Origin of the sequence: Roseomonas sp. 18066 (genome assembly GCF_902706185.1) — a bacterium.
In the GTDB taxonomy this organism is placed as follows: domain Bacteria; phylum Pseudomonadota; class Alphaproteobacteria; order Acetobacterales; family Acetobacteraceae; genus Pseudoroseomonas.
The window spans coordinates 1-22,192 of the sequence record NZ_CACSJM010000052.1 but is presented as its reverse complement, the minus strand read 5'-3'; the positions used below and the strand labels follow the sequence as shown (position 1 = coordinate 22,192).

The following is a 22,192-nucleotide window of genomic DNA, read 5'->3' as shown; positions in this document are numbered from 1 at the left end:
GCCTTAGGAGGCCTTGCTAAACAGACGGAAGAAGTTCTCCGTCGTCGTCTTCGCCATCACCTCCGCGGTCACGCCGTGCACCTCGGCCAGCACCCGGGCGGTGTGCGGCACATAGGAAGGTTCGTTGCGTTTCCCGCGATACGGCGCGGGGGCCAGGTAGGGAGAGTCGGTCTCCACCAGCAGCCGGTCGCGCGGCATGTCGCGGGCGATGTCGCGGATCTCCTGCGACTTCGGGAAGGTCAGGATGCCGGAGAAGGACAGGTAGCCACCCATCTTTACTGCATCTTCAGCGAGTTGCCGGCCGGAGCTGAAGCAATGCAGCAGGAAGGGGAAAGGACCCCCCTGCTCTGCTTCCTCGCGCAGGATGCCGGCGATATCGGCGTCGGCATCGCGGGCATGCACCACCAGCGGCAGGCCGGTCTCGCGCGCCGCGCGGATATGGCGCCGGAAGCCCTCCTGCTGCACCTCCCGCGGGGCCTTGTCGTAGAAATAGTCGAGGCCGCTCTCGCCGATGCCGATGATGCGCGGATGGTCGGCGGCGGCGACGATGGCCGCCACCTCCGGCACCGCTTCCTCACCGGCATTCTGCGGATGCACGCCGACCGTTCCCCAGACTTCCGGGAAGCGGTCGGCGATGGCCTTCACGGCCTCGGCCTGGGCCATGCGGACACCGATGGTGACCATGCGGCCGACCCCGGCCTCGGCGGCGCGGGCCAGGATCTGGCCAATCTCTTCCTCGGAGAAGTAGTCGAGGTGGCAATGACTATCGACCAGCATCAGGCGGGCTCGTCCAGGATCTTCTGGAACAGCGGGCTGGGCGGCGGCAGCGCGGTGCCGTCGGGCAGCAGCGTCGCCAGCGCCGGGACAGTGCGGGCGTCTTCCGGCACCGCCAGCTGGTCCAGCATGCGGCCCATGGTCCCGGGCATGAAGGGCAGCAGGACGGTCGCCAACCCGCGCAGCGCGGTGTGCAGGTGGCGGAGCACGGTGGCCATCCGCTCCAGGTCGGTCTTCTTCAGCGACCACGGCTTCTGGGCGTCGATCCAGCTGTTGCCCAGACGGGTCACAACCCAGACGCGCTCGAGGGCTTCATGGAACGCCTGGCGGTCCAGCGCCTCGCCCAGCTGGGCCGGCAGGGCGGCGACCGCGTCGAGCAGCTCGGCATCCGAGGCGTCGGGCTTGACGACGCCCGGCAGCTTGCCCTCGCAGTTCTTCTGGATCAGCGACAGGCTGCGCTGCGCCAGGTTGCCCAGGTCGTTGGCCAGCTCGCTGTTCAACCGGCCCATCAGCGCGCGGCGGCTGAAGTCGCCGTCATTGCCGAAGGGCACTTCCCGCAGCAGGAAGAAGCGCACCGGGTCCAGGCCGAACTCGTCGATCAGCGCCAGCGGGTCGATGACATTGCCCAGCGACTTGGAGATCTTCTGGCCTTCATTGGTCCACCAGCCATGCGCGTAGACGCGGCGAGGCGTCGGCAGGCCGGCCGCCATCAGGAAGGCCGGCCAGTAAATGGCGTGGAACCGCAGGATGTCCTTGCCGACGAAGTGGACGTCGGCCGGCCAGAACTTCCAGGCCTCGGTGCTTTCGTCGGGGTAGCCGAGGGCGGTGATGTAGTTGGTCAGGGCGTCGAGCCAGACATACATCACATGGGCTTCGTCGCCCGGCACCGGCACGCCCCATTTGAACGAGGTGCGCGAGATCGACAGGTCGGTCAGCCCGCTTTTGACGAAGCTGATCACCTCGTTGCGGCGGGTGGCCGGCGCGATGAAGTCGGGGTTGGCGTCGTAGAAGGCCAGCAGCTTTTCGGCCCAGTTGGACAGGCGGAAGAAGTAGGAAGGCTCCCTCACCCACTCCACCGGCGCGCCCGTCGGCGCGAACTTCTGACCGTTCTTCTCGGTGATCTCGTCGGGGCCATAGAAGGCCTCGTCGCGCACCGCGTACCAGCCCTCGTAATGCCCGAGATAGATTTCGCCGCGCTCTTCCAGCCGCTTCCACAGCGCGGCGCAGGCCAGCTTGTGGCGCTCCTCGGTGGTGCGGATGAAGGCGTCGTTGGAGAAGTCCATGCGTTCCGCGAGGTCGCGGAAGGCCTGGCTGACCGTGTCGGTGAATTCCTGCGGCGGCAGGCCGCGCGTCTCGGCGGCCTTCTCGACCTTCTGGCCATGCTCGTCGGTGCCGGTCAGGAAGAAGACCTGCAGCCCTTCCATCCGCTTCCAGCGCGCCAGCACATCGGCCGCCAGCGAGGTATAGGCGTGGCCGATATGCGGCTTGTCGTTCACGTAGTAGATGGGCGTCGTCAGGTAGAAGCGCCGCTCGGTCGTCATGGTCCAGGTCCTCAGCGCGAGGCCAGCTGCGAGAGACCGCTCAGCACCGCCTGCTTGCGGTCGAGATTCAACAATTCGGTCTCATCGGCCAGGCGGCCCAGGGTGTCCCACAGTGCCGCCCAGTCGGCAAGCGGCCGGGCGCGGATGAAGTCCGGCGCCGGCCCGCCGCGCCCGGCGCTGCGGATCGCGTCCCCCAGGGCGCCGCGCAGCAGCTCCATGAAGGTGACGAAGGCGCTGCCGTCGCGCTTGGCCGCCAGCGCATCGGCCAGCTCGTGCAGCCCGCGCGGATCGGGGCGCGGCAGGGTGGAGAGAAACCGCTCGACCCGCTGCTGCAGGGCGACGCCATCGCCCTCGGCCAGCTGCAGGGCGCGGCCCGGGGCGCCGCCGGCGATGCGGGCCAGCAGGGCGCGGGCCTCCTCCGGCAGATCGGGCAGCCATTCGGCCAGCAGGCGCTGCATCAGCGGCTCGGCCAGCGGAAACAGGTCGATGCGGCGGCAGCGGCTGCGGATGGTGGGCAGCAGCCGGTCGGGCGCCGCCGTGGTCAGCAGCAGCAGGGCGCGGGCCGGCGGCTCCTCCAGCGTCTTCAGCAGGGCGTTCTGCGCCTCGGGGTTCATCGCCTCGACCTGCTCGACGACGACGATGCGCCAGCCGCCCTCGGCCGCGGTCAGGCCGAGGAAGCGCGGCACCTGGCGCACCTCGTCGACCCGGATCATCAGCTTGACGCCCTTCTCCCCCGCATTCGGCGCCAGGCCGCGCAGGTCGGCATGGCCCCCGGCGGCGATGCGGCGGAAGACCGGGTCGGTCGGCGGGACGAACAGCGGCGTCTCACCCGGGGGGCGGTCGGCCAGCAGCCAGCGGGCGAAGCGATAGGCCAGCGTCGCCTTGCCGACGCCGCGCGGCCCGGCCAGCAGCCAGGCATGGTGCAGCCGCCCGGCGCCGGCGGCCTCGGCCAGGCTGCCGGCGGCATGGTCATGGCCGAACAGCGCCGGGTTGGCGCGGGGTTCCGGCGGCATCATGCCGGCAGCTCAGCCAGACGGCTGACCAGCGCCGCCATCGCCGCCTCGGCCAGCGGCGCCGGCGGGCGGGTGGCGTCGAGCAATTCGCAGCGGGCCGGGTCGGCCTCGGCGATCACCCGGAAGGCGGCATGGACGCGGGCATGAAACGCGGCGCCCAGCCGCTCGAAGCGGTCGGGGGCGCCGCGCTTCAGGGCGCGGGCCATGCCCTGCTCCGGCGGCAGGTCCAGCACCAGGGTCGCATCCGGCCGGAATTCTCCTAATGCGACGCCCATCAGCCCTTGAAAAACACTCTCCGGCAGGCCGTGGCCATGGCATTGATAGGCCAGGGTCGAGTCCGCAAACCGGTCGCAGATCACCCAGATGCCGGCCTCCAGCGCCGGCAGGATGGTCTTGGCCAGGTGCTCGCGGCGGGCGGCGAACATCAGCAGCGCCTCGGCCACCGGGTCCCAGGCGACCGGGCCCTGCAGCATCAGCCCGCGCAGCAGCTCGGCGCCCGGGGCGCCGCCCGGCTCGCGCGTGCGCAGCACCGGCAGGCCGCGGCCCGCCAGCCGCGATGCCAGGGTCCGGGCCAGGGTGGTCTTGCCGGCCCCCTCGCCGCCTTCCAGCGTGATGAAGCGGCCGCGCGGCGTGCTCTCGGTCTGGCTGGCCACCTCAGCCCGAGACCAGGCGGGCGATCACCGCCGGGATGCGGGTGATCAGCCCGAGCTTCGGCACGTCGGCCCCGGCGAAAAGCGGCAGCACCATCGGCGGCACGCCCTGGCCGGAGACGTCGAGCTGGCCGACCTCCTGCCCCTTGGCGATCGGCGCCGGCAGCGGGCCGTTGTAGCGCAGCTTGACGGTCAGGTTGCGGCGCCACTGCTTGGGCAGCGTCAGCACCAGGTCCTTGCCGCCGACCAGCGGCACGGTGGACTGCTCGCCGAGGTAGACGGGGGCGGCCTCCACCGTGTCGGCGGCGCGGAACAGCACGACATTCTCGAATTCGCGGAAGCCCCATTCGATCAGCCGCTCCGCCTCCTCGCCGCGCATGCGCATCGAGGCCAGGCCGTTGACCACCAGCACCAGCCGGCGGTCGCCGCGCTTGACGGTGCCGATCAGCCCGTAGCCGGCCTCCTCGGTATGGCCGGTCTTCAGCCCGTCGGCGCCGGGGACGCGGCCCAGCAGCGGGTTGCGGTTCTCCTGGCTGATGCCGTTCCACTGGAACGACCGCTCGCTGTAGATCGGGAAATACTGCGGGAAGTCATGGATCAGATGTGCGGCCAGGGTGGCCAGGTCGCGCGCGGTCATGCGGTGCTCGGGGTCGGGCCAGCCGCTGGAATTGCGGAAGGTGCTGTCCTTCAGCCCCATCCGCTTGCCGTATTCGTTCATCAGCTCGGCAAACTGCTGCTCGCTGCCGCTGATCGCCTCGGCCAGCACGATGCAGGCGTCGTTGCCGGAATGGATGATGACGCCGCGGGTCAGGTTCTCGACCGAGACGGTGCTGTTCAGCTCGACGAACATCTTCGAGCCGCCCATGCGCCAGGCGCGCTCGCTGACCGGCAGCTGCTGGTCCATGCGCAGCCGGCCCTGCTTCAGCATGTCGAAGACGATGTACATCGTCATGATCTTCGTCATGGAGGACGGCGTCATCCGCTCGTCGGCATTCTTCTCCAGCAGCACGGCGCCGGTATCGGCGTCGATCAGCAGGGCCTGGCGGGCCGAGGTGTCGAGCGGCCCCAGCGGCGTGCTGGCCGGGCTGGTCGGGATGGCGGGGGTGGCGGCGCGGCCCGGGCGGCGCTGCTGCGCCATGGCGGGGGTCGCCAGCGAACCGGCGGCCAGCACCGCGGCGGCACCGCCCAGCAGGGTACGGCGAAGCGGCATCGCGGAATTCTCCTAACAGAACCTAATAATCGACCAGCAGTCGCGCCTCGGATACGCCGGAGCGGCGCACGAGCTCAAGCGCTCTATCCGCCTCGGCGACCGATGCAAAGGGCCCGAGCCGCACCCGGTATTCGGGACGGCGTGGCGGACCGAAGGGTTCGACCCGGGCGCCGCCCATGCGCGCGGCCTGGCGCTGCGCGTCGGTGCGACTGGTGAAATTGCTGCCCTGGACGAAAAGACGGCCCGGCCGGGCGACGCCCTGGGCCAGCTCCTCCGGCAGGCGCAGCGGCACGGCCTGGGCCGCCGCCTCCACCGGACCCGCGGCGATGGCAGGGCCGCTGCGCGCCTGGCGCAGGCGGGTGGCGGCCTGGGCGCCGGGCGGCGGGGCGAGGCTTTCGCTCTCCACCACGCCGCGCGGCGCGGTGGCCACGGCCAGGGTGGTGGCCTCCGGCTGCGGCATGGCGGCGGCCAGCGCGCGCGAGGCGTCGCTGTCGACCGTGATGGCGATCTGGGTGCCGGCGGCGACGCCCAGCAGCTCGGCGGCGCGGCGCGACAGCGCCAGCAACCGACCCACCTGGGCCGGGCCGCGGTCGTTGACGCGCAGCCGCAGCTCCCGCCCGTTCTCCAGGTTGGTCACCCGGATGATGGCGGGCAGCTGCAGGGTGCGATGCGCGGCCGTCAGCAGCGCCGGGTCGTAGGTCTCGCCATTGGCGGTGACCCGGCCGCCGCGCGGATCGGCGATGATGGCCGCCAGCCCGGCTTCAGTGAGAGAGAAATCCTCGCGCGGGTAGGACCAGCTGCCGCCCAGCTCATAGGGGGTGCCCACGGTGTAGCGGGCCGCCGTCGGCGCCGGCGGCGGCGCCGGCCGGGTGCAGCCGATCACCGCCAGCGGCAGCAGCAGGACAGGGAGAAATCGGCGGAAGGACATGGTTCAGGCCACCCGGTCGGACAGCAGCCCGATCACCAGCGCGTAGAAGTCGGAAGGGTTGTAGCGGCGGATCGCGTGGAAGTTCGGATAGACCACGAAGGCCTGGCCGCCCGGGCCGCCCGGCAGCAGGATCGAGGCCTCGAGCTCCAGCGCCGGCAGCGCGCCGCCATCGGTCGCGGTGACCCCCGCCTGGGCCCAGTCGCGCAGCGGCCGGCGGGTGGCGCGGCCGGCGAGGCCGGCGTCGAAGCTCTCGGGCAGCAGCACCTCCCTGCCCCAGCGCCCGGCCTCCGGCCCGTCCCGATCCTGCCAGCCGTTCTGGGCCATGTAGTTGGCGATCGAGCCCAGCGCGTCGGCGCGGCTGTCCCAGATGTCGCGCCGGCCGTCGCCATCGGCATCGACCGCCCAGCGCTCGAAGCTGGTCGGCATGAATTGCGGCTGGCCCATCGCGCCGGCATGGCTGCCGCGCATCCGCTCCGGCGCCACATGGCCGCCGGCGAGGATGCGCAGCGCCGCCATCAGCTCGGCGCGGAAGAAGGCGCTGCGCCGCCCGTCCCAGGCCAGGGTGGCCAGCGCCTCGATGGTGGAGAAATTGCCGGTGAAGCCGCCATAGCTGGTCTCCAGCCCCCAGATGGCGACGACGATGCGCGGCGAGACCGGGAAGCGCGCCGCCAGGCTGTCCAGCAGCGCCCGGTTGTCGGCGAAGGCCTGGCGGCCGCGATCGATCCGCGCCTGGTTGATGCGGCCCTGGCGATACTGGTCCCAGCTGAGGGTGAACTCGGCCTGGCGGCGGTCGAGCTCCAGCACCCGCGGGCTGGGCTTCAGCCCGGACAGCGCCCGGCGCAGCAGGGCGTCGGGGATGCCGGCGGCCGCCGCCTCGGCGCCGAGCTCGGCCAGGAAGGCGTCGAAGCCCTGCGCCGCGGCCCAGGCCGGGCCGGGCCGCGCCGCCGCCAGGCCCAGCAGGGCCGCAGGCGCGATTCGGCTCAGCAGGGGGCGGCGGGACAGCATCGGGGCAGAGGTGCCATGAGCGGCACCTCGGCTGCAACCTTGGCAGCAGCCGCGGCCCGCAAGTTGTTCAGAAACGAAAGGAAACGCTGAGCGAGCCGAAGCTCTGCACGCCGCGCTGGCCATAGAACTCCTCCGAGCGCCAGATCTGCGTGTAGGCGAAGCGCATGCCCTGCCACAGCACGGCGACGCCGGCCTGCAGGTCGCCGACGAAGGGTCGCTTGTCGACGCTGCGGCTGTCGCGCCAGGTATTGCCGTCCAGCGTGATGTCGCGCGCCACGCCGCGGCCATCGAGGCCCGCGAAGACATACCAGCCGAAATCCTGCCGCGGCTGGATCCAGGAGGAGCCGGCCAGCGCCGGGCGGATGCGCGGCGGGCCGAAATCGGCGTCCAGCCCCTGGCCGAAGCGGAACAGCCCGCCGACGCCGGCATAGGTCTGCACATTGCCCAGGCTGAGCGTCGCCGAGGGGATCGCCTCGAAGCCGATGCCGCCGAGCTCGGCCAGAGGCAGGCGCCACTTGCGCTCGATGATGGCGGTCAGCGCCGGCTCGTCCTTGAGCTGGGTCTTCCAGCCATTGACCTGATCGACGCCGATCAGCTCGTGGTAGTTGTTCTGGATGAACTCGCCGAGCGCCGAGGGGCCGACCACGCCGGCCTGCAGCTCGAACTGGGTCGAGGTGAATTCCGAGGTCCGGCTGAGCGACAGCGCGCCATAGAGATAGGCGGCATAGGGCCGGTCATTCGCCCGTGGATTGGTCGTGAAGGTGTCCTCGGCCGTGTACATGCTCTGGCCGAGGGCCGCGCCCCATCGCAGCGTCCCCGGCCCCATCACCCAGTCCAGCCGGTCGTTCAGCCAGGCCAGCGGCCGCGGCAGGTCGGCCGAGGGCGAGCGCCAGGCGAACTGGAAGCCGTTGGTGTAGTAGCGGTCGCTGCCGCCGAACATGTCGTTCTCGATCGAGAAGGTGAAGGTGCCGTAGGGATCGGGCGGCGGCGCCTGGTCGCCGGGGACCGGGCTGGTCAGCGGCGCGATCAGGTCGGGGCTGCCGCCCTGGGGCAGGCCGCTCGGCGACAGGTTACCCTGGGCCGCCGCCGGCAGCGCGAAGCCCGCGGCAAGGAGCAGCGACGGCAGGAAGGCGATGGATCGACGCATGGCTCAGGCTTCCTTGAGACGGCGCAAGCGCTAACACCGCCATATTCATCCCGGTTTCACGCAAAAATGCGGCAACCCGATGGTGAGCCCTGTCTAGCCCCCCGGCTGCGCCGGGACCAGCGCGTCGTCGATGGCCGCCGCGCGGATCGCCGCCGGCCGGTCGCGCAGCCGCGCCCAATAGGCCTCGAAGGCCGGGCGCTTCTCGATGGTGCCGAACTGCATGCCCCAGCCGAGATGGCTGCCAAAATACAGATCGGCCGCGGTGAAGCGGTCGCCGGCGAGGTACAGCCCCTGCCCCACCGCCTGCTCGGCGGCGTTCATCACATCGGCATAGCTGCCATAGCCGGCCAAGCGCTCCTTCCCCGGGGGCAGCTCGAAGCCCAGGCTGCGATTGACCACGGCGGCCTCCATCGGCCCGGCGGCGAAGAACAGCCAGCGGTAATAGGCGCCGCGGCGCGGGTCGCCCGGCGGCGGCGCCAGGCCGGCGGCCGGAAAGGCGTCGGCCAGATAGGCGCAGATGGCGGCGCCCTCGGTCACCACGGTCTCGCCATGGCGGATGGCCGGCACCTTGCCCATCGGATTCACCGCCAGATACCCGGGCGCCTTCATGCTGGTGCCATAGTCCAGCAGCTCGGTGCGGTAGGGCTGGCCGAGCTCCTCGAGCATCCAGCGGACCACCCGGCCGCGCGACATGGGATGGGTGTAGAAGACGAGGTCCTCGGCCATGGCGGCGCTCCCTGGGGCTGGGCGCCGGGGAGGCGGGCGCCGCTGCGGGGCATTCTTGTTCATTTTATGTTCTGGAGATAGCCCGCTCGCGACCGATTGACCATCCTGGCCTCCCGGGCTTCGGCCCCCTGGCTTCGCCGAAAGCGCCGGCAGGTGTCTCGACGGCGCCGGACCGACAGGTTATCGAACACCCCGCGTGAATTCGCAGGCACAGGATGGGTGGCCGAGTGGTTTAAGGCAGCGGTCTTGAAAACCGCCGTAGGGGTAACCCTACCGTGGGTTCGAATCCCACCCTATCCGCCATACTATCGATTAAAATCAATTGGTAGTGCGGGTTCCGCGCGGTTGTTCCCACAGATATTCTCTCGGGATGACAGTGGTTGGAAACCAGGTGGCCGCGGACACCACCGGCTTCTGCCGGCCTGCCCTCCTTTTGGTGGCTTGCGCAGCGGCCTGGCAGTCCGCTCGTCGCACCCCAGCCGCGCCGCCATCCATCGATCCGGAGCTTGGCCCTGCCGGCTGTCCCGGCTGGATCGGTCCGTGAGGTGATGGGCGAGCCGACGACCCAACCTCGGTGAATCGGGCGCCAGGTCGAGTTTCCCGACCCTCGAGCCAAGCCTGTCGTTACCGCGGCTGAGAAGGCATCGAAACCACCAGCGCAGCCCCCCATACCGTGGATCGGTGGTTGTCAGCCACGCCAGGAGCTGACGCTGCTGCCCATCAGGCGGATAGGAAAGCCGCATCCAAGCTGCCTCAGGATCCCGAAGGCCCGCCGTGCAGATCAGCAGAGGCGAGCGAGCATGATTCCAGGGCTCGGCGCAGCCGTCTGAGCCAGCGGGGCGCTGGCCCGGAGCACCTGCTGCACCGCGCGCCGCATCAACGCCTTGTCGAAGGGTGGCCGGTGGTGGTCGACCTCGCCGTTCCGGATCGCCGCGGCGCGCGGGCAGGGGCGCATCGTTCCGGCATCGATGTGCGGATGGCGCAGGCAGGGCGCCCGCCCTATCCGCCCCGCCGTCCTTCCGCCGGATCGGCGCAATAGACCGCCAGCTTGTTACCCTGCGGATCGCGCAGATAGCCGACATAGAAGCTGTCGCTATAGGCCTCGCGGAAGCCGGGCGCGCCTTCGTCGGTGCCGCCGGCCGCCAGCCCCGCGGCGTGCAGCTGGCGGACCATCGCCTGGGTCGGCGCCGCGAAGGCGGTCATGGAACCATTGCCCGCGCTGGCCGGGCCGCCGTCGAAAGGCTTGATGACGTAGATCATCGGCGCGCCTTCCCCGCCGCCGGCACGGGAATAGACGACATAGCCCTCGCCGCGGTTCGGCGCATAGCCCAGCGGCGGCAGCACCGCCGACCAGAAGCGCACCGCGCCCGCCATGTCGTCGGCACCGATCATGATATAGCCCAGCATCGCCGCCCTCTCCCGCATGCCACCTGCCGCGCGCCTCGCCTTGGTGAAACGGCCGGGCGCCGGGCGCGGTTTCGCGGCGCCCGGCACAGAAAGGGCCGCCTGGCATCGCCGGCGGCCCCTTCCTTCCCGAGACCGGGCGGCGGATCAGCCGACGCGGATGCGCTCGACGTCGCTGAAGCGCATGGTCTCGTGGCCGATGGTGATCGAGCCGTTGAAGCTGGCCGGCTGGCCATGCGCATCGACGAAGGTGATGACGTTCTGATCGACCTTGATCGTCAGGTCGGTGCGGCCTTCCTGGGTCAGCGCCGCCTGCAGGTCATTCATGCTGACGCCGGCGATGTTCAGCGTGTCGGTGCCACCGCCGCCATGGAACTGGTCGTTGCCGTCGCCGGGCGCCCAGATGAAGCTGTCACTGCCCGTGCCGCCGAAGGCCAGGTCGGCCGCGCCGTCGCCGGCGCCGCCATCGAGGAAGTCATTGCCGCCCTCGCCATGCAGGGTGTCGGCGCCCGAGCCGCCATTGATGGTGTCGTTGCCCTCGCCGCCGAAGGCGATGTCATTGCCGGCCCCGGTATGGATGAAGTCGTTGCCGGCCTCGCCATAGGCCTGGTCGTTGCCGGCGCCGGTGACGACGGTGTCATTGCCGCCGCCGGCGAAGATCACGTCCGCCTCGCTGCCGCCCTGCAGGGTGTCGGCGCCGGCGGTGCCCTGCTGGAAGGCGCCGCCCACGACCTTGTCGAGGTTCTCGCTGTTCAAAGGCTTCGCGGTCATTGTCCTGGTCTCCATCCTGGTTTCGGTTCCGCCTGCGTATCATGTCGTCGCGGGCGTCGGATACGGGCATTCGTCTATCGCGGCGATAGACGGCGGCGCGGGCGGACGGGCTTGCAGCCGCCGATGCGCCCTGCCCTGTCGCGCGACCACCGCGGGTTGCGGCGGGCGGTCATGTCACATCCCTGCAGCGGGCGGCGCGGCGGCACCGGTGCCGCCGCGTGCCGGAGGGTCGTTCCGCTTAGCCGACGCGGATCGCTTCGATCTCGCTGAAGCGCAGGCTTTCACCATTCACATTGATGACGCCGTTGAAGGCCACCGGCTGGCCATGCGCGTCGAGGAAGGTGATGACGTTCTGGTCCACCTTGATCGTCAGGTCGGTGCGGCCTTCCTGGGTCAGCGCCGCCTGCACGTCCTGCACGCTCAGCCCGGCGACCCGCAGCGTGTCGTTGCCGCTGTTGCCGTGGAACTGGTCGTTGCCGTCGCCAGGGCCCCAGACGAAGGTGTCGTCGCCGGCGCCGCCGAAGGCCACGTCCGCCGCGCCGTCGAAGGCGCCGCCATCCAGATAGTCGTCGCCGGCGCCGCCATAGATCTGATCGCTGCCGTCGCTGCCATTGATCAGGTCGTGGCCCTCGCCGCCGAAGAGCACGTCGTTGCCGGCGCCGCCGTCGATGACGTCGTTGCCGGCACCGCCATCGACGTAGTCGTTGCCGCCCCTGGCCACGACGGTGTCGTCGCCGGCGCCGGCGACGATGCTGTCATCGGCCTGGGTGCCCTCCAGCACATCGTTGTTCGGGGTGCCGGCCACATGGGCACCGCCGGTCACCTGCTCCAGGCTATCACTCTTCAGCGTCTTCGCAGACATCGTCGGTGTCCCATTTTGGTTTCGCTGACGACGTCGTATCACCCGCCCGTCGCCGCCCGCTACGGGCAGTTTCCTATCGCCGCGATAGACGCCGGAGATCGGCGGCGGCGCCGCATCGGCGGTTCCCTTCGGTTCGCCGCCGACGCATAGTGACGGCGGCCGGCATCGCGGATGGCTTCGATGGTGTGACCGGCAAGGTTCGATCTCGGCATGTCCCAGCCCCCCCTGTTCCGTGCCCAGGCGATCGCCGAGGCCTCGGCCCCCGACCGCCATGACGAGCCGCTGCGGGTGATGCGGCCCTGGACCGTCGGGGTGGTCGGCGCGCTGCTGGCGCTGGCGGTGACCGGTATCGCCTGGTCGGCCTTCGTCGACGTGCCGATCAAGGTCACCGGCCGCGGCATCCTGCTGCCCTCGGGCGGCGTGGTCGACATCGTCGCCGACACCGACGGCCGCATCGAGCGGCTGCTGGCGCGCCCCGGCGAGCGCGTCGTCGCCGGCCAGGCGGTCGCCCTCGTCGACCAGTCCGAGGTCCGCCTGCAGCTGGCGCTGGCCGAGGGCCAGGCCGCCGACGCGCTGCGCCACCGGCGCGAGCTCGCCGCCTTCCACGGGCGGGAGAGCGCCGCGGCCGACGCCTTCCGCGTCGCCCGCGACGCCGCACTCGCCGGCAACCTGCGCATGCTGGCCGAGCGCATCGGCATGATGACCGAGCGCGAGGCGGTGCTGGAGCGCCTGGCGCAGCAGAACCTGGTCAACCGCGACCGCGCCCTCTACGCCCGGGTCGAGGTGTTCCAGCTGCGCGAGCAGATCGCCAGCGCCCGCAACGAGCGCGAGCAGCTGGTCCTCGACCAGGCGCTGAAGCGCACCCAGCAGGAGCGCGAGACGCTGGAGGCCGAGCGCCGCGTCGACGAGACCGGCCGCCAGGCGGAGGCGCTGCGCGCCCGGCTCGGCCGGCTGGGCGAGGTGCTGGCGCCCTATTCCGGCGTCGTCGTCGAGCAGAAGGCCAATGCCGGTCATGTCGTCACCCGCGGCACCGCGCTGCTGACCATCGAGCGCGACCTGGAGGGCGGCCGCGACGCGCCGGTCGCCGTCATCTATGTCACCGCCCAGGACGGAAAGCGCCTGGCGCCCGGCCTGCCGGTGGAGATTTCTCCTTCCTCCACCCGGCGCGAGGAGGACGGTTTTGTTCACGGCCGCGTGGTGCGGGTGTCGCACACCCCGGCCTCGTCGGCCGGCCTGCTGCGGACGCTGCAGAACGACCAGCTGGTGCGCAGCTTCACCACCGAGCTCGGCGCGCCCTTCGAGGTGGAGGTGGCGCTGGACCCCGACCGCGCGACGCGCAGCGGGCTGCGCTGGTCGACCGGCCGCGGCCCGGCCTTCGCCATCGAATCCGGCACGCTGGCCGAGGCCGAGGTCACCGTGCGCTCGGTCCGCCTCCTCGGCCTCGGCTTCCCGGCGCTGCGCAGCCTGCTGACCCGCCCGGCCGAGGCGGCCGCCCCCCAGGCTGGCACCCCGTGAGCCGCATCCGCACCCCCACCCTGCTGCAGATGGAGGCCGCGGAATGCGGCGCCGCGGCGCTGGGCAGCATCCTAGGCCATCACGGCCGCTGGGTGCCGCTGGAGGCGCTGCGCGCCGCCTGCGGCGTCTCCCGCGACGGCAGCCGCGCCAGCCATGTCGCCAAGGCGGCGGCGCTCTACGGGCTGACGGTCGAGGCCTTCCGCGTCGAGCCCGACAGCCTGGCCAGCCTGCCGATGCCGCTGATCGCCCATTGGGGCATGAACCATTTCGTGGTGATCGAGGGGCTCAGCCGCGGTGGCGCCTGGATCAACGACCCGGCCACCGGCCCGCGCCGCGTCGCCCGCGCCGAGCTCGACCGCAACCTGACCGGCGTGGTGCTGACGCTGCGCCCCGGCGCCGATTTCCAACGCGGCGGCACGCGGCCCCGCGCGCTGCGCGGCCTGGCGCAGCGGCTGCGCGGCAATGGCGCGGCCTTCGCCTGCCTCCTCGGCCTCAGCCTGCTGCTGGTGGTGCCGGCGCTGCTGGTGCCGGCCTTCGCGCAGATCTTCGTCGACGACGTGCTGGTCGGCCGCTTCGACAGCTGGCTGCCGCCGCTGCTCTGGGGCATGGGCGGCGCCGCGCTGGTGATGGCGCTGCTGACCTGGCTGCAGCTCGACCTGCTGCTGCGGCTGGAGACGCGGCTGGCGGTGGGCGGCGCCGCCGGCTTCCTGCAGCGGCTGACCCAGCTGCCGGTCGGCTTCTTCGCCCAGCGCCATCCCGGCGACATCGCCGGCCGCGTCATGCTGAACGACCGCGTGGCGCGGCTGGTCTCGGGCGATGCCGGGCGCGGGCTGCTCGGCATGGTCACGGCGCTGGCCTATGCCCTGGCCATGGCCGCCTATGCGCCGGGCCTGGCCGCGGTGGTGGTCGGCGCCGCCGCCGCCAATATCCTGCTTCTCGTGCTGCTGGCGCGGTCGATGGCCGATGACAACCAGCGGCTGCTCGGGCGGATGCTGCGCTCGGACGGGCTGGCGCGCGGCGGCCTGCGGATGATCGAGAGCTACCGCGCGGCGGGGGCCGAGGCGCAGCTGCTCGGCCAGGTGGCGGGCACCCGCGCGGCGGCTGCCAATATCACCCAGCGCCTGGCGCTGAAGCGGGCGCTGGTCGAGGGGCTGCCGGCCTTCATCGCCGTGCTCGCCGCCGCCGCGGTGCTGGTGCTGGGCGGCCAGCGCATCATGGAAGGCCAGATGAGCGTCGGCCAGCTGGTCGCCTTCCAGGCGCTGGTGATCGGCTTCATGGGGCCGGTGGCGCAGCTGGTCGGCGTCGCCGCGCAGATGCAGGATGCCGGGGCCAACCTGACCCTGCTGGAAGACACGCTGCAGCACCCGCGCGCCGAGGAATTCGAGACGGCGCCGACAACCGGCCCGTCCCGCCTCTCCGGCCATGTCGAGCTGAAAGAAGTCCGCTTCGGGCACAGCCGGCTGGCGGCGCCGCTGCTGGACGGCGTCTCGCTGACCCTGCAGCCGGGGCAGCGGCTGGGCATCGTCGGCGGCTCCGGCTCCGGCAAGTCGACGCTGGCGCTGCTGATCGCCGGCCTCTACCGCCCCTGGTCCGGCGAGGTCCTGCTCGACGGGCACCGGCTGGAAGACATCCCGCGCGACACGCTGCGGCGGCAGGTCGCGGTGGTCGACCAGGCGGGCTTCCTGTTCGACGGCACGGTGCGCGACAACATCGCGCTGTGGGACCCGACCATCGCCGACGAGCGGCTGGTCGACTGCGCCCGCGACGCCGCCATCCATGACGAGATTCTCTCCAGGCGCGGCGGCTATGCCGGCACCGTCACGGAGGAAGGAAAAAACTGGTCGGGCGGGCAGCGGGCGCGGATGGAGCTGGCCCGGGCGCTTGCCACCGACCCGGCGATCCTGGTGCTCGACGAGGCCACCGCCGCGCTCGACAACCGCAGCGAGGCGCGGGTGATGGAAAACCTGCGCCGCCGCGGCTGCAGCATGGTGATCATCGCGCATCGCCTGGCCCTCGTCCGCGACTGCGACGAGGTGATCGTGCTGGAGGCCGGCCGCATCGTCCAGCGCGGCCACCCGGAGGCGCTCGCCGCCGCCCCCGGCCGCTTCCGCGCCATGCTGGCGAGCGGCTGAGCATGGATATCGCGCCGGCCGACCACGCGCCCCCGCCCCCCGACGCCCTCGACCTGGTGGCGCATGCGCCGCTGCGGCTGGACGACCCTGACGCGCGCTGGATCATCGAGGCCGGCAGCGTCGCCCTCTTCGCGCTGCGCGCGCCCCGGGCGCCGGCGACCCAGGGGACGCGCCATTATCTCGGCAGCGTGGCGGCAGGCGGGCTGCTCTGCGGCCTCGGCCTCGACCTGGCCGGCACCACCGTCATCGCCATCGGCGGCGCCGGCACCCGGCTGCGCCCGCTGCCGCCCGAGGCCCTCGCGGCGCTGGATCCCGTCGCCCTCGGCGCTGGCATCGAGGCCTGGGCCCAGGCCCTGGCCGAGGGGCTGGCCCGGCCGCTGCAGCCGCGCCCGCCGGCCGATGCCGCCCTGCCGCCGCGCGGCCCGCGCCATCGCCTGGCCGCCGGCGCCGTGGTGGTGGCGGCCGAGACCGCGCGCGGCGGGCCGCTCTGGCTGCGGCTGGGCGGCGGCGACTGGCTGCTGCTCGGGCTGGAGCGGGTCGAGGGGCTGGTGCCGCTGCCCGCCGGCGCCTGGCTGACCAGCGGCAGCGCCGGCAGCTGCCGCCCGCTGCCCGCCGCCGAGGCGCTGCGCGGCGGCGACTGGCAGGACGGGCTGCATTCCTTCAACGCCGCCCTGCTGGAGGCGCTGCCCGCCATCCTGGCGCTGCAATCGGCCGATGCGCTGAACCGTGGCCGGCTGCGCGCCGAGCGCGAGGCCGAGGCCGCCGCCAGCCAGCGCGCCAGCTTCGGCGCCGTGCTGGGCAATGCCCCGGCGCGGGCCGATGTCTCGGATGCCGACCCGCTGATGCCGGTGTTCCGCGGCGTCGCCGCCGCGATGGGCGTCACCGCGCGGCGGCCGACCCGGGTGCAGGCGATCGACCTCGATGCCAGCTCGACGCTGGAGGAGCTGGCCCGCGCCTCCGGCCTGCGGCTGCGCCCGGTGCGGCTGGAGCCCGGCTGGTGGCGGCAGGATCTCGGCGCGCTCTTCGCCCGCCAGGGCGACGGCGCCGTGGTCGGGCTGCTGCCGGCCGGCGGCGGCTACCGCCTGCTGACCCCGGAACGCCCCGACGGCGCGCCGCTCGACGCGGCGACGGCCGCCACGCTGCGTGAAGAAGCCTGGTCGCCGCTGCTGCCGCTGCCGGCGCAGCCGCTGGGCATGGCCGAGCTGATCGGCGCCGGCATGCGCCGCTCCGGCGGCGACGTCGCCGCCATCCTGGGCACGCTGCTGGCCGGCGCCGTGCTGGGCCAGGCGGTGCCGCTGGCCACGGGCCTGGCCTTCACCCTGCTGATCCCGGGCGGCCACCTGTCGGAGCTGGCGCAGATGGGCGCCGCCATGGTGCTGGTCGCCGCCATCGCCTGGGCGGTGCGGCTGGGCGGCGAGGTCGCCCGCCAGCGCATCGAGGCCCGCGCCGGCACCGCCCTGCATGCGGCGCTGTGGGACCGGGTGATCCGCCTGCCGCTGGCGGTGCTGAACCGGCAGAGCGTCGGCGAGACGGCGGCGCGCGCCAATGCCGGCCTGTCGCTGGCGACGCAGCTGCGGGCGCTGGGCTTCTCGGCGCTGTCGTCGGTGGCGATCATCCTGTCCTCGGCGGCGATGATGCTGCTGGCGCAGCCGCTGCCGGCGGCGATCGGCCTCGGCCTGCTGGCGCTGCAGATGGCGGCGGCCAACCTGGCCGGCTGGCTGCAGGGCCGCGCCTTCGCCTCGGGCGAGGCGCTGTCGGGCCTGGCCGACGCCATGGTGCTGCAGATCGTCTCCGGCCTGGTGAAGCTGCGCCTGGCCGGCGCCGAGGGCCGCGCCATTGCCGTCTGGGCCGAGCGCTTCGCCGGCATGCGCCGCCGGCTGGTCGGCGCGCGGCGCATCGCCAATGGCTACGACGCCTTCGCCGCCGGCTTCACCATCCTCTCCACCGCCGGCGCCTTCCTGGTGATCGCGCTGCTGCAGCGGGTGGAGCCGGGCCGCGCCGCGCCGTCGCTCGCCTCGGTGATGACCTTCCTCTCGGCCTATGGGCTGATGGCCGGCGCCGGCACGATGCTGGCCAAAAGCGTCTTCCAGCTGTGGTTCCTGCTGCCCACGCGGAAGTTCGCGCAGCCTTTGCTGGAGACGTTGCCGGAGGCCGAGGGCGGCCGCGTCGATCCGGGGCGGCTGAGCGGCGCCCTGTCCTTCACCGGCGTCGCCTTCCGCTACGGGCCGAGCGACCCCTGGATCTTCCAGGGCCTCGACCTGGCGCTGCGCCCCGGCGAGATGGTCGCCATCACCGGCCGCTCGGGCGCCGGCAAGTCGACGCTGGTGCGGCTGCTGCTGGGCATGGAGCAGCCGGCGGTCGGCGCCATCTATCTCGACGGCCACGATCTGCGCGGGCTGGAGGCCGGCGCGGTGCGCCGCCAGGTGGCCACCGTCCTGCAATCCGGCCGCCTGCCGCCTGGCAGCCTGCGCGAGGCGGTGCGCGGCGGCACCGAGGCCGACGACGCCACGATCTGGGCGGCGCTGGAGCAGGCGGCGCTGGCATCCGACGTGCGCGCCATGCCGATGGGGCTGGAGACAGTGCTGACGGATGCCGCCCGCGTGCTGTCCGGCGGCCAGGCGCAGCGGCTGCTGCTGGCCCGCGCCCTGGTGCAGAAGCCGGCCATCCTGGTGCTGGACGAGGCCACCAGCGCGCTGGACAACATCACCCAGGCGGCGGTGATGCAGGCGGTGCGCGGCCTGCCGGTGACGCGCATCGTCATTGCCCACCGCCTGTCCACCATCCGCCAGGCCGACCGCATCCTGGTGCTGGAAGGCGGCCGCATCGCCGAGGCCGGCCGCTTCGAGGAGCTGATCGCCAGGCCCCGCGGCCTCTTCGCCGGGCAATTCGCCGAGGAGCTGCGCTGGCAGGCCAAGGGGGCGGCGGCCGGGCCGGGCTAAGTTTCCCCTTGCCGTCGGCGCCCGGCTGCGCCGCAATCCGTCCCAAGGGCCGCGAAAGGCCCGCCATGGGAGGAACAGCATGACCAGGGAAACCCCCTTCGGGCCGCGCATCGCCGCGTCGCGCCGCGGGCTGCTCGCCGGGATCGCGACCGGGCTGGCCGCCCCCGCCGCCCTTGCCGCGCCGGGCGAATGGCCGGCCCGCCCCGTGCGGCTGATCTGCCCCTTCCCCGCCGGCGGCACCACCGACATCTGCGCCCGCATCGCTGCCGAGATCCTGGCCACGGCGCTGGGGCAGCCCTTCGTCGTCGACAACCGCTCGGGCGCCGGCGGCAATATCGGCGCGGCCCAGGCGGCGCGCGCCGAGCCGGATGGCTACACCCTGCTGCTGAGCTCGCCCGGGCCGCTGTCGATCAACGCGCATCTCTACCGCGAGATGGGCTTCGACGGGCTGCGCGACTTCGCGCCCATCAGCCAGGTCGCCGAGGTGCCCAACCTGATCGCCGCGCATCCGCGCCTCGGCGTGCGCGACGCGGCGGGGCTGATCGCCCTGGCGAAGACCCGGCGGCTGACCTATGGCGAGACCAGCATCGGCGGCAGCACGCATCTGGCGGCCGAGCTGTTCCGCATCCAGGCCGGCATCGAGGCCGAGCATATTTCCTACCGCGGCTCGGCGGACATGATGCCGGATCTGCTGGCGGGGCGGATCGACTATGGCTCGGACAACCTGCCGTCGATGATGCCGCATGTGCGCTCCGGCGCGCTGGTCGGCATCGGCGTGACCAGCGCCGGCCGCTGGAGCGGCGCCCCCGCTTTGCCCGCCATCGCCGAGACCCTGCCGGGCTACGAGGTCACCGCCTGGTTCGGCGTCGTCGCCCCGCGCGCCACGCCGCCCGCCATCCTGCAGAAGGCGCAAGCCGCGCTGGCCGCCGGGCTGCGCCAGCCGGCGGTGGCCAGCCGGCTGCTGGAGCTCGGCGCCATCCCGCTCGGCGACACCGCAGAGAATTTCGCGGCGCGGATCCGCGCGGAGCATGAGAAATGGGGCGGGGTGATCCGCCAGGCCGGCATCCGCCTGCAGTGACTATTCCGCCGCCTGGCGTCGGGCATAGGCGCCGGGCGGCAGGCCGACATGGCGGGCGAAGGCGGTGCTGAAGGTGCTGGCCGAGCTGTAGCCGACACGGGAAGCGGTCTCGGCGATGCCGGCGGCGCCGCGCCGCAGCAGGTCCTTGGCCAGGGCCATGCGCCAGTGCAGCAGGTAGTCCATCGGCGTCACGCCGACGACGCGGCGGAAGCGGTCGAAGAAGGCCGAGCGCGACAGCGCCGCCAGCCGGGCCAGCTGCGGCACCGTCCAGGCGGCGGTCGGGCTGCCATGCATCTGCCGCAGCGCCACGGCGACGCGGTCATCGGCCAGGCCGCGCAGCAGGCCCGAGGGCGCGGCCGGCCCGGCGGTGGCGCGCAGCGCCTCGATCAGCAGCACTTCCAGCAGCCGCTGCAGCACCACCTCCCGCCCCGGCCGGGCGGCGCGGCTTTCATCGTCGACCAGCTGCACCAGGGTCAGCAGCCGGCCGACGCCGCGGACATGCACCAGCTTCGGCAGCAGCGACAGCAGCAGCGCCGTGTCGCCGCTGCCGAAGCTGCAATAGCCGACCATGCTGCGCAGGCTGGCCGGCCCCTCGGCATCGCCAATGCGATAGACGCCGGGGCGCAGCTCCACCGGCAGGCTGTCGGCCACCGCCGGGCCCGCCCCCGGACCCGCCGCCAGGCTGTCCATGGCGAAGTCATGCGCGGCCGGGATCAGCACGAAGTCGCCGGCCTCCAGCAGCAGCGGCGGCAGACCCGGGATGGTCAGCCGCGTCGCCCCCTCCAGCAGCGCGCAATAGAAGGGCCGGCCGGCCTCGGAGCGGCTGACGCGCCAGGCGCCGGCGCCCTCGACCAGCTTGGAGAAGCCGGCGCCAGGCTGCAGCAGGCCGACGACCTCGGCCAGGGGATCGGCCATATCCGGACTCCTGCCAATGTTTCCTGGATGATGCATCGTAGGGAGTCCCGGGCGCGCTGCCTATCTCTGGCGGCGCTGACACAAGGAAATCTCGATGCCCAGCATCCTCATCACCGGCTGCTCCTCCGGCTTCGGCCTGGAGACGGCGCGGCTGTTCCTGGCCCGCGGCTGGCACGTGGTCGCCACCATGCGCAGCCCGCGCGCCGATCTCTTCGCGCCCTCCGACCGGCTGCGGGTGGTGGCGCTGGACGTCACCGACCCGGCCAGCATCGCCGCGGCGATCGCGGCCGCCGGGCCGATCGACGTAGTGGTCAACAATGCCGGCCTCGGCCAGCTCAACGCGCTGGAGGGCGTCTCCCTCGGCGCCATCCGCGAGATCTTCGAGACCAACACCTTCGGCACCATGGCGGTGACCCGGGCGGTGCTGCCGCAGTTCCGGGCGCGCGGCGCGGGCGTGGTGGTCAATGTCACCTCGACGGTGACCCTGAAGCCGCTGCCCCTGCTGTCGGTCTATACCGCCAGCAAGGCGGCGGTGAACGCCTTCACCGAATCCCTGGCGCTCGAGCTGGAACCCTTCGGCATCCGCGCCCGGCTGGTGCTGCCGGGCCGGGCGCCGGCCACGCGTTTCAGCGACAATGCCCGCGCCCGCACGGTGGACGCCATCCCGGAAGCCTATGGCCCCCTCGCCCAACAGGTCTTCTCCGCCTGGCAGCAGGATGAGGGGCCGGTGACCGCGGCCGAGGACGTCGCCGAGGCGGTGTTCCGCGCGGCGACCGATCCGTCCTGCCCGATGCAGCTGCCGGCCGGCGCCGATGCGGTGATCTGGGCCGCCGAAGCCGCCGCCTGAGGCCGGGCCGCCGTTTCAGCCCCGGCCGTTGAGGAAGGGGTTGGAGCGGCGCTCCTCGCCGAAGGTCGAGCCCGGGCCGTGGCCGCAGAGGAAGCGGATCTCATCCCCCAGCGGCAGCAGTTTTTCCTTGATGGCGCTGATCAGGGCGTCGTGGTCGCCATAGGGGAAGTCGGTGCGGCCGACCGAGCCGCGGAACAGCACGTCGCCGACGACGGCGAAGCCCAGCGAGGGTGAGACGAAGGCCAAATGCCCGGGCGTGTGCCCCGGGCAGTGGAACGTGAAGAAATCCTGGCCGGCGATGGCGATGGTCTCGCCTTCCTGCAGCCAGCGGTCGGGGGTGACGCTTTCCATCCCCTCGATGCCGAAGCGCTCGCCCTGGGCGGCCAGGCCCTCCAGCAGCGGCGCGTCGCGGCGGTCGGGGCCTTCGACCGGCACCGGGGCGCCCTGTCGGGCTTCCAGCGCGCGCTTCAGCTCAGCGGCGCCGCCGGCATGGTCCAGATGGCCATGCGTCAGCAGGATTCTCTCGACGGTGAAGCCGGCTTTGTCCAGCCCGGCCAGAATGCGGGGCACGTCGCCGCCGGGATCGATCACCGTGCCGCGGCCGGTCTCGGAGTCCCAGATCAGGGCGCAATTCTGCTGGAAGGGCGTGACGGGGATCTGGGCGACGTGGAGCTGGGGCATGGGTGCCTGCGTGCCATGCCGGGGCGCGCAGGGTCAACCGGGGGGGGGTCAACC

The 22,192-nt window shown here is 72.5% G+C and carries 19 protein-coding genes and 1 tRNA gene; 6 read left to right on the top strand and 14 right to left on the bottom strand.

Going from position 1 to position 22,192, the window contains the following annotated elements; all coding sequences use genetic code 11:
- Window positions 1–3: 3 nt before the first annotated feature.
- The 9 genes from GVN67_RS12695 to GVN67_RS12655 form a co-directional block, all read right to left on the bottom strand.
- A complete protein-coding gene (locus tag GVN67_RS12695) occupies window positions 4–777 on the bottom strand; it encodes a TatD family hydrolase (protein ID WP_159996430.1) in 774 nt (257 codons plus the stop codon).
- Window positions 777–2,315: a methionine--tRNA ligase gene (gene metG / locus GVN67_RS12690; protein ID WP_159996428.1), complete on the bottom strand. Its 1,539-nt coding sequence runs from the start codon at window positions 2,313–2,315 to the stop codon at window positions 777–779. Before metG ends, GVN67_RS12695 begins: the two co-directional genes overlap by 1 nt.
- A gap of 11 nt (window positions 2,316–2,326) precedes the next feature.
- Complete coding sequence (locus GVN67_RS12685) at window positions 2,327–3,331, bottom strand: DNA polymerase III subunit delta' (protein ID WP_159996426.1); 1,005 nt, start codon at window positions 3,329–3,331, stop codon at window positions 2,327–2,329.
- Window positions 3,328–3,981 carry a dTMP kinase gene (gene tmk, locus GVN67_RS12680; RefSeq protein WP_159996424.1) on the bottom strand — a complete coding sequence of 218 codons (654 nt, stop codon included), beginning with the start codon at window positions 3,979–3,981 and terminating at the stop codon, window positions 3,328–3,330. Before tmk ends, GVN67_RS12685 begins: the two co-directional genes overlap by 4 nt.
- 1 nt (window position 3,982) lies before the next feature.
- Window positions 3,983–5,188 (bottom strand): D-alanyl-D-alanine carboxypeptidase family protein, encoded by a 1,206-nt coding sequence (locus tag GVN67_RS12675; RefSeq protein ID WP_159996422.1) that lies wholly within the window; start codon window positions 5,186–5,188, stop codon window positions 3,983–3,985.
- A 22-nt stretch (window positions 5,189–5,210) separates the two neighbouring features.
- On the bottom strand, window positions 5,211–6,116 hold the full coding sequence (locus GVN67_RS12670) for a septal ring lytic transglycosylase RlpA family protein (protein ID WP_159996420.1): 906 nt from the start codon (window positions 6,114–6,116) through the stop codon (window positions 5,211–5,213).
- A 3-nt stretch (window positions 6,117–6,119) separates the two neighbouring features.
- Window positions 6,120–7,121, bottom strand: coding sequence for a lytic transglycosylase domain-containing protein (locus GVN67_RS12665; protein ID WP_159996418.1), 1,002 nt, complete (start codon window positions 7,119–7,121; stop codon window positions 6,120–6,122).
- A gap of 67 nt (window positions 7,122–7,188) precedes the next feature.
- A complete protein-coding gene (locus GVN67_RS12660; RefSeq protein ID WP_159996416.1) occupies window positions 7,189–8,268 on the bottom strand; it encodes a lipid A deacylase LpxR family protein in 1,080 nt (359 codons plus the stop codon).
- A gap of 93 nt (window positions 8,269–8,361) precedes the next feature.
- On the bottom strand, window positions 8,362–8,994 hold the full coding sequence (locus GVN67_RS12655; RefSeq protein ID WP_159996414.1) for a glutathione S-transferase family protein: 633 nt from the start codon (window positions 8,992–8,994) through the stop codon (window positions 8,362–8,364).
- A gap of 213 nt (window positions 8,995–9,207) precedes the next feature.
- Here GVN67_RS12655 and GVN67_RS12650 point away from each other — a divergent pair.
- Window positions 9,208–9,297, top strand: a tRNA-Ser gene (locus GVN67_RS12650).
- Window positions 9,298–9,993: 696 nt separating this feature from the next.
- Here GVN67_RS12650 and GVN67_RS12645 read toward each other — a convergent pair.
- The 3 genes from GVN67_RS12645 to GVN67_RS12635 all read right to left on the bottom strand — a co-directional run bounded on the left by GVN67_RS12645 (window position 9,994) and on the right by GVN67_RS12635 (window position 12,031).
- Window positions 9,994–10,401 (bottom strand): VOC family protein, encoded by a 408-nt coding sequence (locus GVN67_RS12645; RefSeq protein WP_159996412.1) that lies wholly within the window; start codon window positions 10,399–10,401, stop codon window positions 9,994–9,996.
- Window positions 10,402–10,545: 144 nt separating this feature from the next.
- On the bottom strand, window positions 10,546–11,169 hold the full coding sequence (locus GVN67_RS12640) for a calcium-binding protein (RefSeq protein WP_159996410.1): 624 nt from the start codon (window positions 11,167–11,169) through the stop codon (window positions 10,546–10,548).
- 238 nt (window positions 11,170–11,407) lie between these two features.
- On the bottom strand, window positions 11,408–12,031 hold the full coding sequence (locus GVN67_RS12635; protein ID WP_200845245.1) for a calcium-binding protein: 624 nt from the start codon (window positions 12,029–12,031) through the stop codon (window positions 11,408–11,410).
- Window positions 12,032–12,241: 210 nt separating this feature from the next.
- Here GVN67_RS12635 and GVN67_RS12630 point away from each other — a divergent pair, with 210 nt between their 5' ends.
- The 4 genes from GVN67_RS12630 (at window position 12,242) to GVN67_RS12615 (ending at window position 19,695) form a co-directional block, all read left to right on the top strand.
- Window positions 12,242–13,546 (top strand): NHLP bacteriocin system secretion protein, encoded by a 1,305-nt coding sequence (locus GVN67_RS12630; protein WP_159996406.1) that lies wholly within the window; start codon window positions 12,242–12,244, stop codon window positions 13,544–13,546.
- A complete protein-coding gene (locus GVN67_RS12625) occupies window positions 13,543–15,678 on the top strand; it encodes an NHLP family bacteriocin export ABC transporter peptidase/permease/ATPase subunit (RefSeq protein WP_200845244.1) in 2,136 nt (711 codons plus the stop codon). The genes GVN67_RS12630 and GVN67_RS12625 overlap by 4 nt, the downstream gene beginning before the upstream one ends.
- Before the next feature lie 2 nt (window positions 15,679–15,680).
- Window positions 15,681–18,617: an ATP-binding cassette domain-containing protein gene (locus tag GVN67_RS12620; RefSeq protein WP_159996404.1), complete on the top strand. Its 2,937-nt coding sequence runs from the start codon at window positions 15,681–15,683 to the stop codon at window positions 18,615–18,617.
- Window positions 18,618–18,696: 79 nt separating this feature from the next.
- The gene (locus tag GVN67_RS12615; protein ID WP_159996402.1) at window positions 18,697–19,695 is read left to right on the top strand and encodes a tripartite tricarboxylate transporter substrate binding protein; all 999 of its coding nucleotides are present in this window, start codon (window positions 18,697–18,699) and stop codon (window positions 19,693–19,695) included.
- On the opposite strand, the gene GVN67_RS12610 is transcribed toward GVN67_RS12615, so the two are convergent.
- On the bottom strand, window positions 19,696–20,610 hold the full coding sequence (locus GVN67_RS12610) for an AraC family transcriptional regulator (protein WP_159996400.1): 915 nt from the start codon (window positions 20,608–20,610) through the stop codon (window positions 19,696–19,698). It lies immediately after the preceding gene.
- A gap of 94 nt (window positions 20,611–20,704) precedes the next feature.
- Here GVN67_RS12610 and GVN67_RS12605 point away from each other — a divergent pair, with 94 nt between their 5' ends.
- Window positions 20,705–21,457, top strand: a complete 753-nt coding sequence (locus GVN67_RS12605; protein WP_159996398.1) for an SDR family NAD(P)-dependent oxidoreductase — start codon at window positions 20,705–20,707, stop codon at window positions 21,455–21,457.
- Window positions 21,458–21,472: 15 nt separating this feature from the next.
- Here GVN67_RS12605 and GVN67_RS12600 read toward each other — a convergent pair whose 3' ends face one another.
- On the bottom strand, window positions 21,473–22,138 hold the full coding sequence (locus tag GVN67_RS12600) for an MBL fold metallo-hydrolase (protein WP_159996396.1): 666 nt from the start codon (window positions 22,136–22,138) through the stop codon (window positions 21,473–21,475).
- Between the last annotated feature and the right edge of the window lie 54 nt (window positions 22,139–22,192).

What these genes read in the sequence shown, in the direction of transcription:
- GVN67_RS12670 (WP_159996420.1), bottom strand. Translation starts at nt 6,116, where the DNA reads ATGTCCTTCCGCCGATTTCTCCCTGTCCTGCTGCTGCCGCTGGCGGTG.
- GVN67_RS12665 (WP_159996418.1), bottom strand. Translation starts at nt 7,121, where the DNA reads ATGCTGTCCCGCCGCCCCCTGCTGAGCCGAATCGCGCCTGCGGCCCTG.
- GVN67_RS12615 (WP_159996402.1), top strand. Translation starts at nt 18,697, where the DNA reads ATGACCAGGGAAACCCCCTTCGGGCCGCGCATCGCCGCGTCGCGCCGC.
- GVN67_RS12630 (WP_159996406.1), top strand. Translation starts at nt 12,242, where the DNA reads ATGTCCCAGCCCCCCCTGTTCCGTGCCCAGGCGATCGCCGAGGCCTCG.
- GVN67_RS12640 (WP_159996410.1), bottom strand. Translation starts at nt 11,169, where the DNA reads ATGACCGCGAAGCCTTTGAACAGCGAGAACCTCGACAAGGTCGTGGGC.
- GVN67_RS12675 (WP_159996422.1), bottom strand. Translation starts at nt 5,188, where the DNA reads ATGCCGCTTCGCCGTACCCTGCTGGGCGGTGCCGCCGCGGTGCTGGCC.
- GVN67_RS12610 (WP_159996400.1), bottom strand. Translation starts at nt 20,610, where the DNA reads ATGGCCGATCCCCTGGCCGAGGTCGTCGGCCTGCTGCAGCCTGGCGCC.
- GVN67_RS12655 (WP_159996414.1), bottom strand. Translation starts at nt 8,994, where the DNA reads ATGGCCGAGGACCTCGTCTTCTACACCCATCCCATGTCGCGCGGCCGG.
- GVN67_RS12645 (WP_159996412.1), bottom strand. Translation starts at nt 10,401, where the DNA reads ATGCTGGGCTATATCATGATCGGTGCCGACGACATGGCGGGCGCGGTG.
- GVN67_RS12660 (WP_159996416.1), bottom strand. Translation starts at nt 8,268, where the DNA reads ATGCGTCGATCCATCGCCTTCCTGCCGTCGCTGCTCCTTGCCGCGGGC.
- GVN67_RS12695 (WP_159996430.1), bottom strand. Translation starts at nt 777, where the DNA reads ATGCTGGTCGATAGTCATTGCCACCTCGACTACTTCTCCGAGGAAGAG.
- GVN67_RS12600 (WP_159996396.1), bottom strand. Translation starts at nt 22,138, where the DNA reads ATGCCCCAGCTCCACGTCGCCCAGATCCCCGTCACGCCCTTCCAGCAG.
- GVN67_RS12685 (WP_159996426.1), bottom strand. Translation starts at nt 3,331, where the DNA reads ATGATGCCGCCGGAACCCCGCGCCAACCCGGCGCTGTTCGGCCATGAC.
- metG (WP_159996428.1), bottom strand. Translation starts at nt 2,315, where the DNA reads ATGACGACCGAGCGGCGCTTCTACCTGACGACGCCCATCTACTACGTG.
- GVN67_RS12620 (WP_159996404.1), top strand. Translation starts at nt 15,681, where the DNA reads ATGGATATCGCGCCGGCCGACCACGCGCCCCCGCCCCCCGACGCCCTC.
- GVN67_RS12605 (WP_159996398.1), top strand. Translation starts at nt 20,705, where the DNA reads ATGCCCAGCATCCTCATCACCGGCTGCTCCTCCGGCTTCGGCCTGGAG.
- GVN67_RS12635 (WP_200845245.1), bottom strand. Translation starts at nt 12,031, where the DNA reads ATGTCTGCGAAGACGCTGAAGAGTGATAGCCTGGAGCAGGTGACCGGC.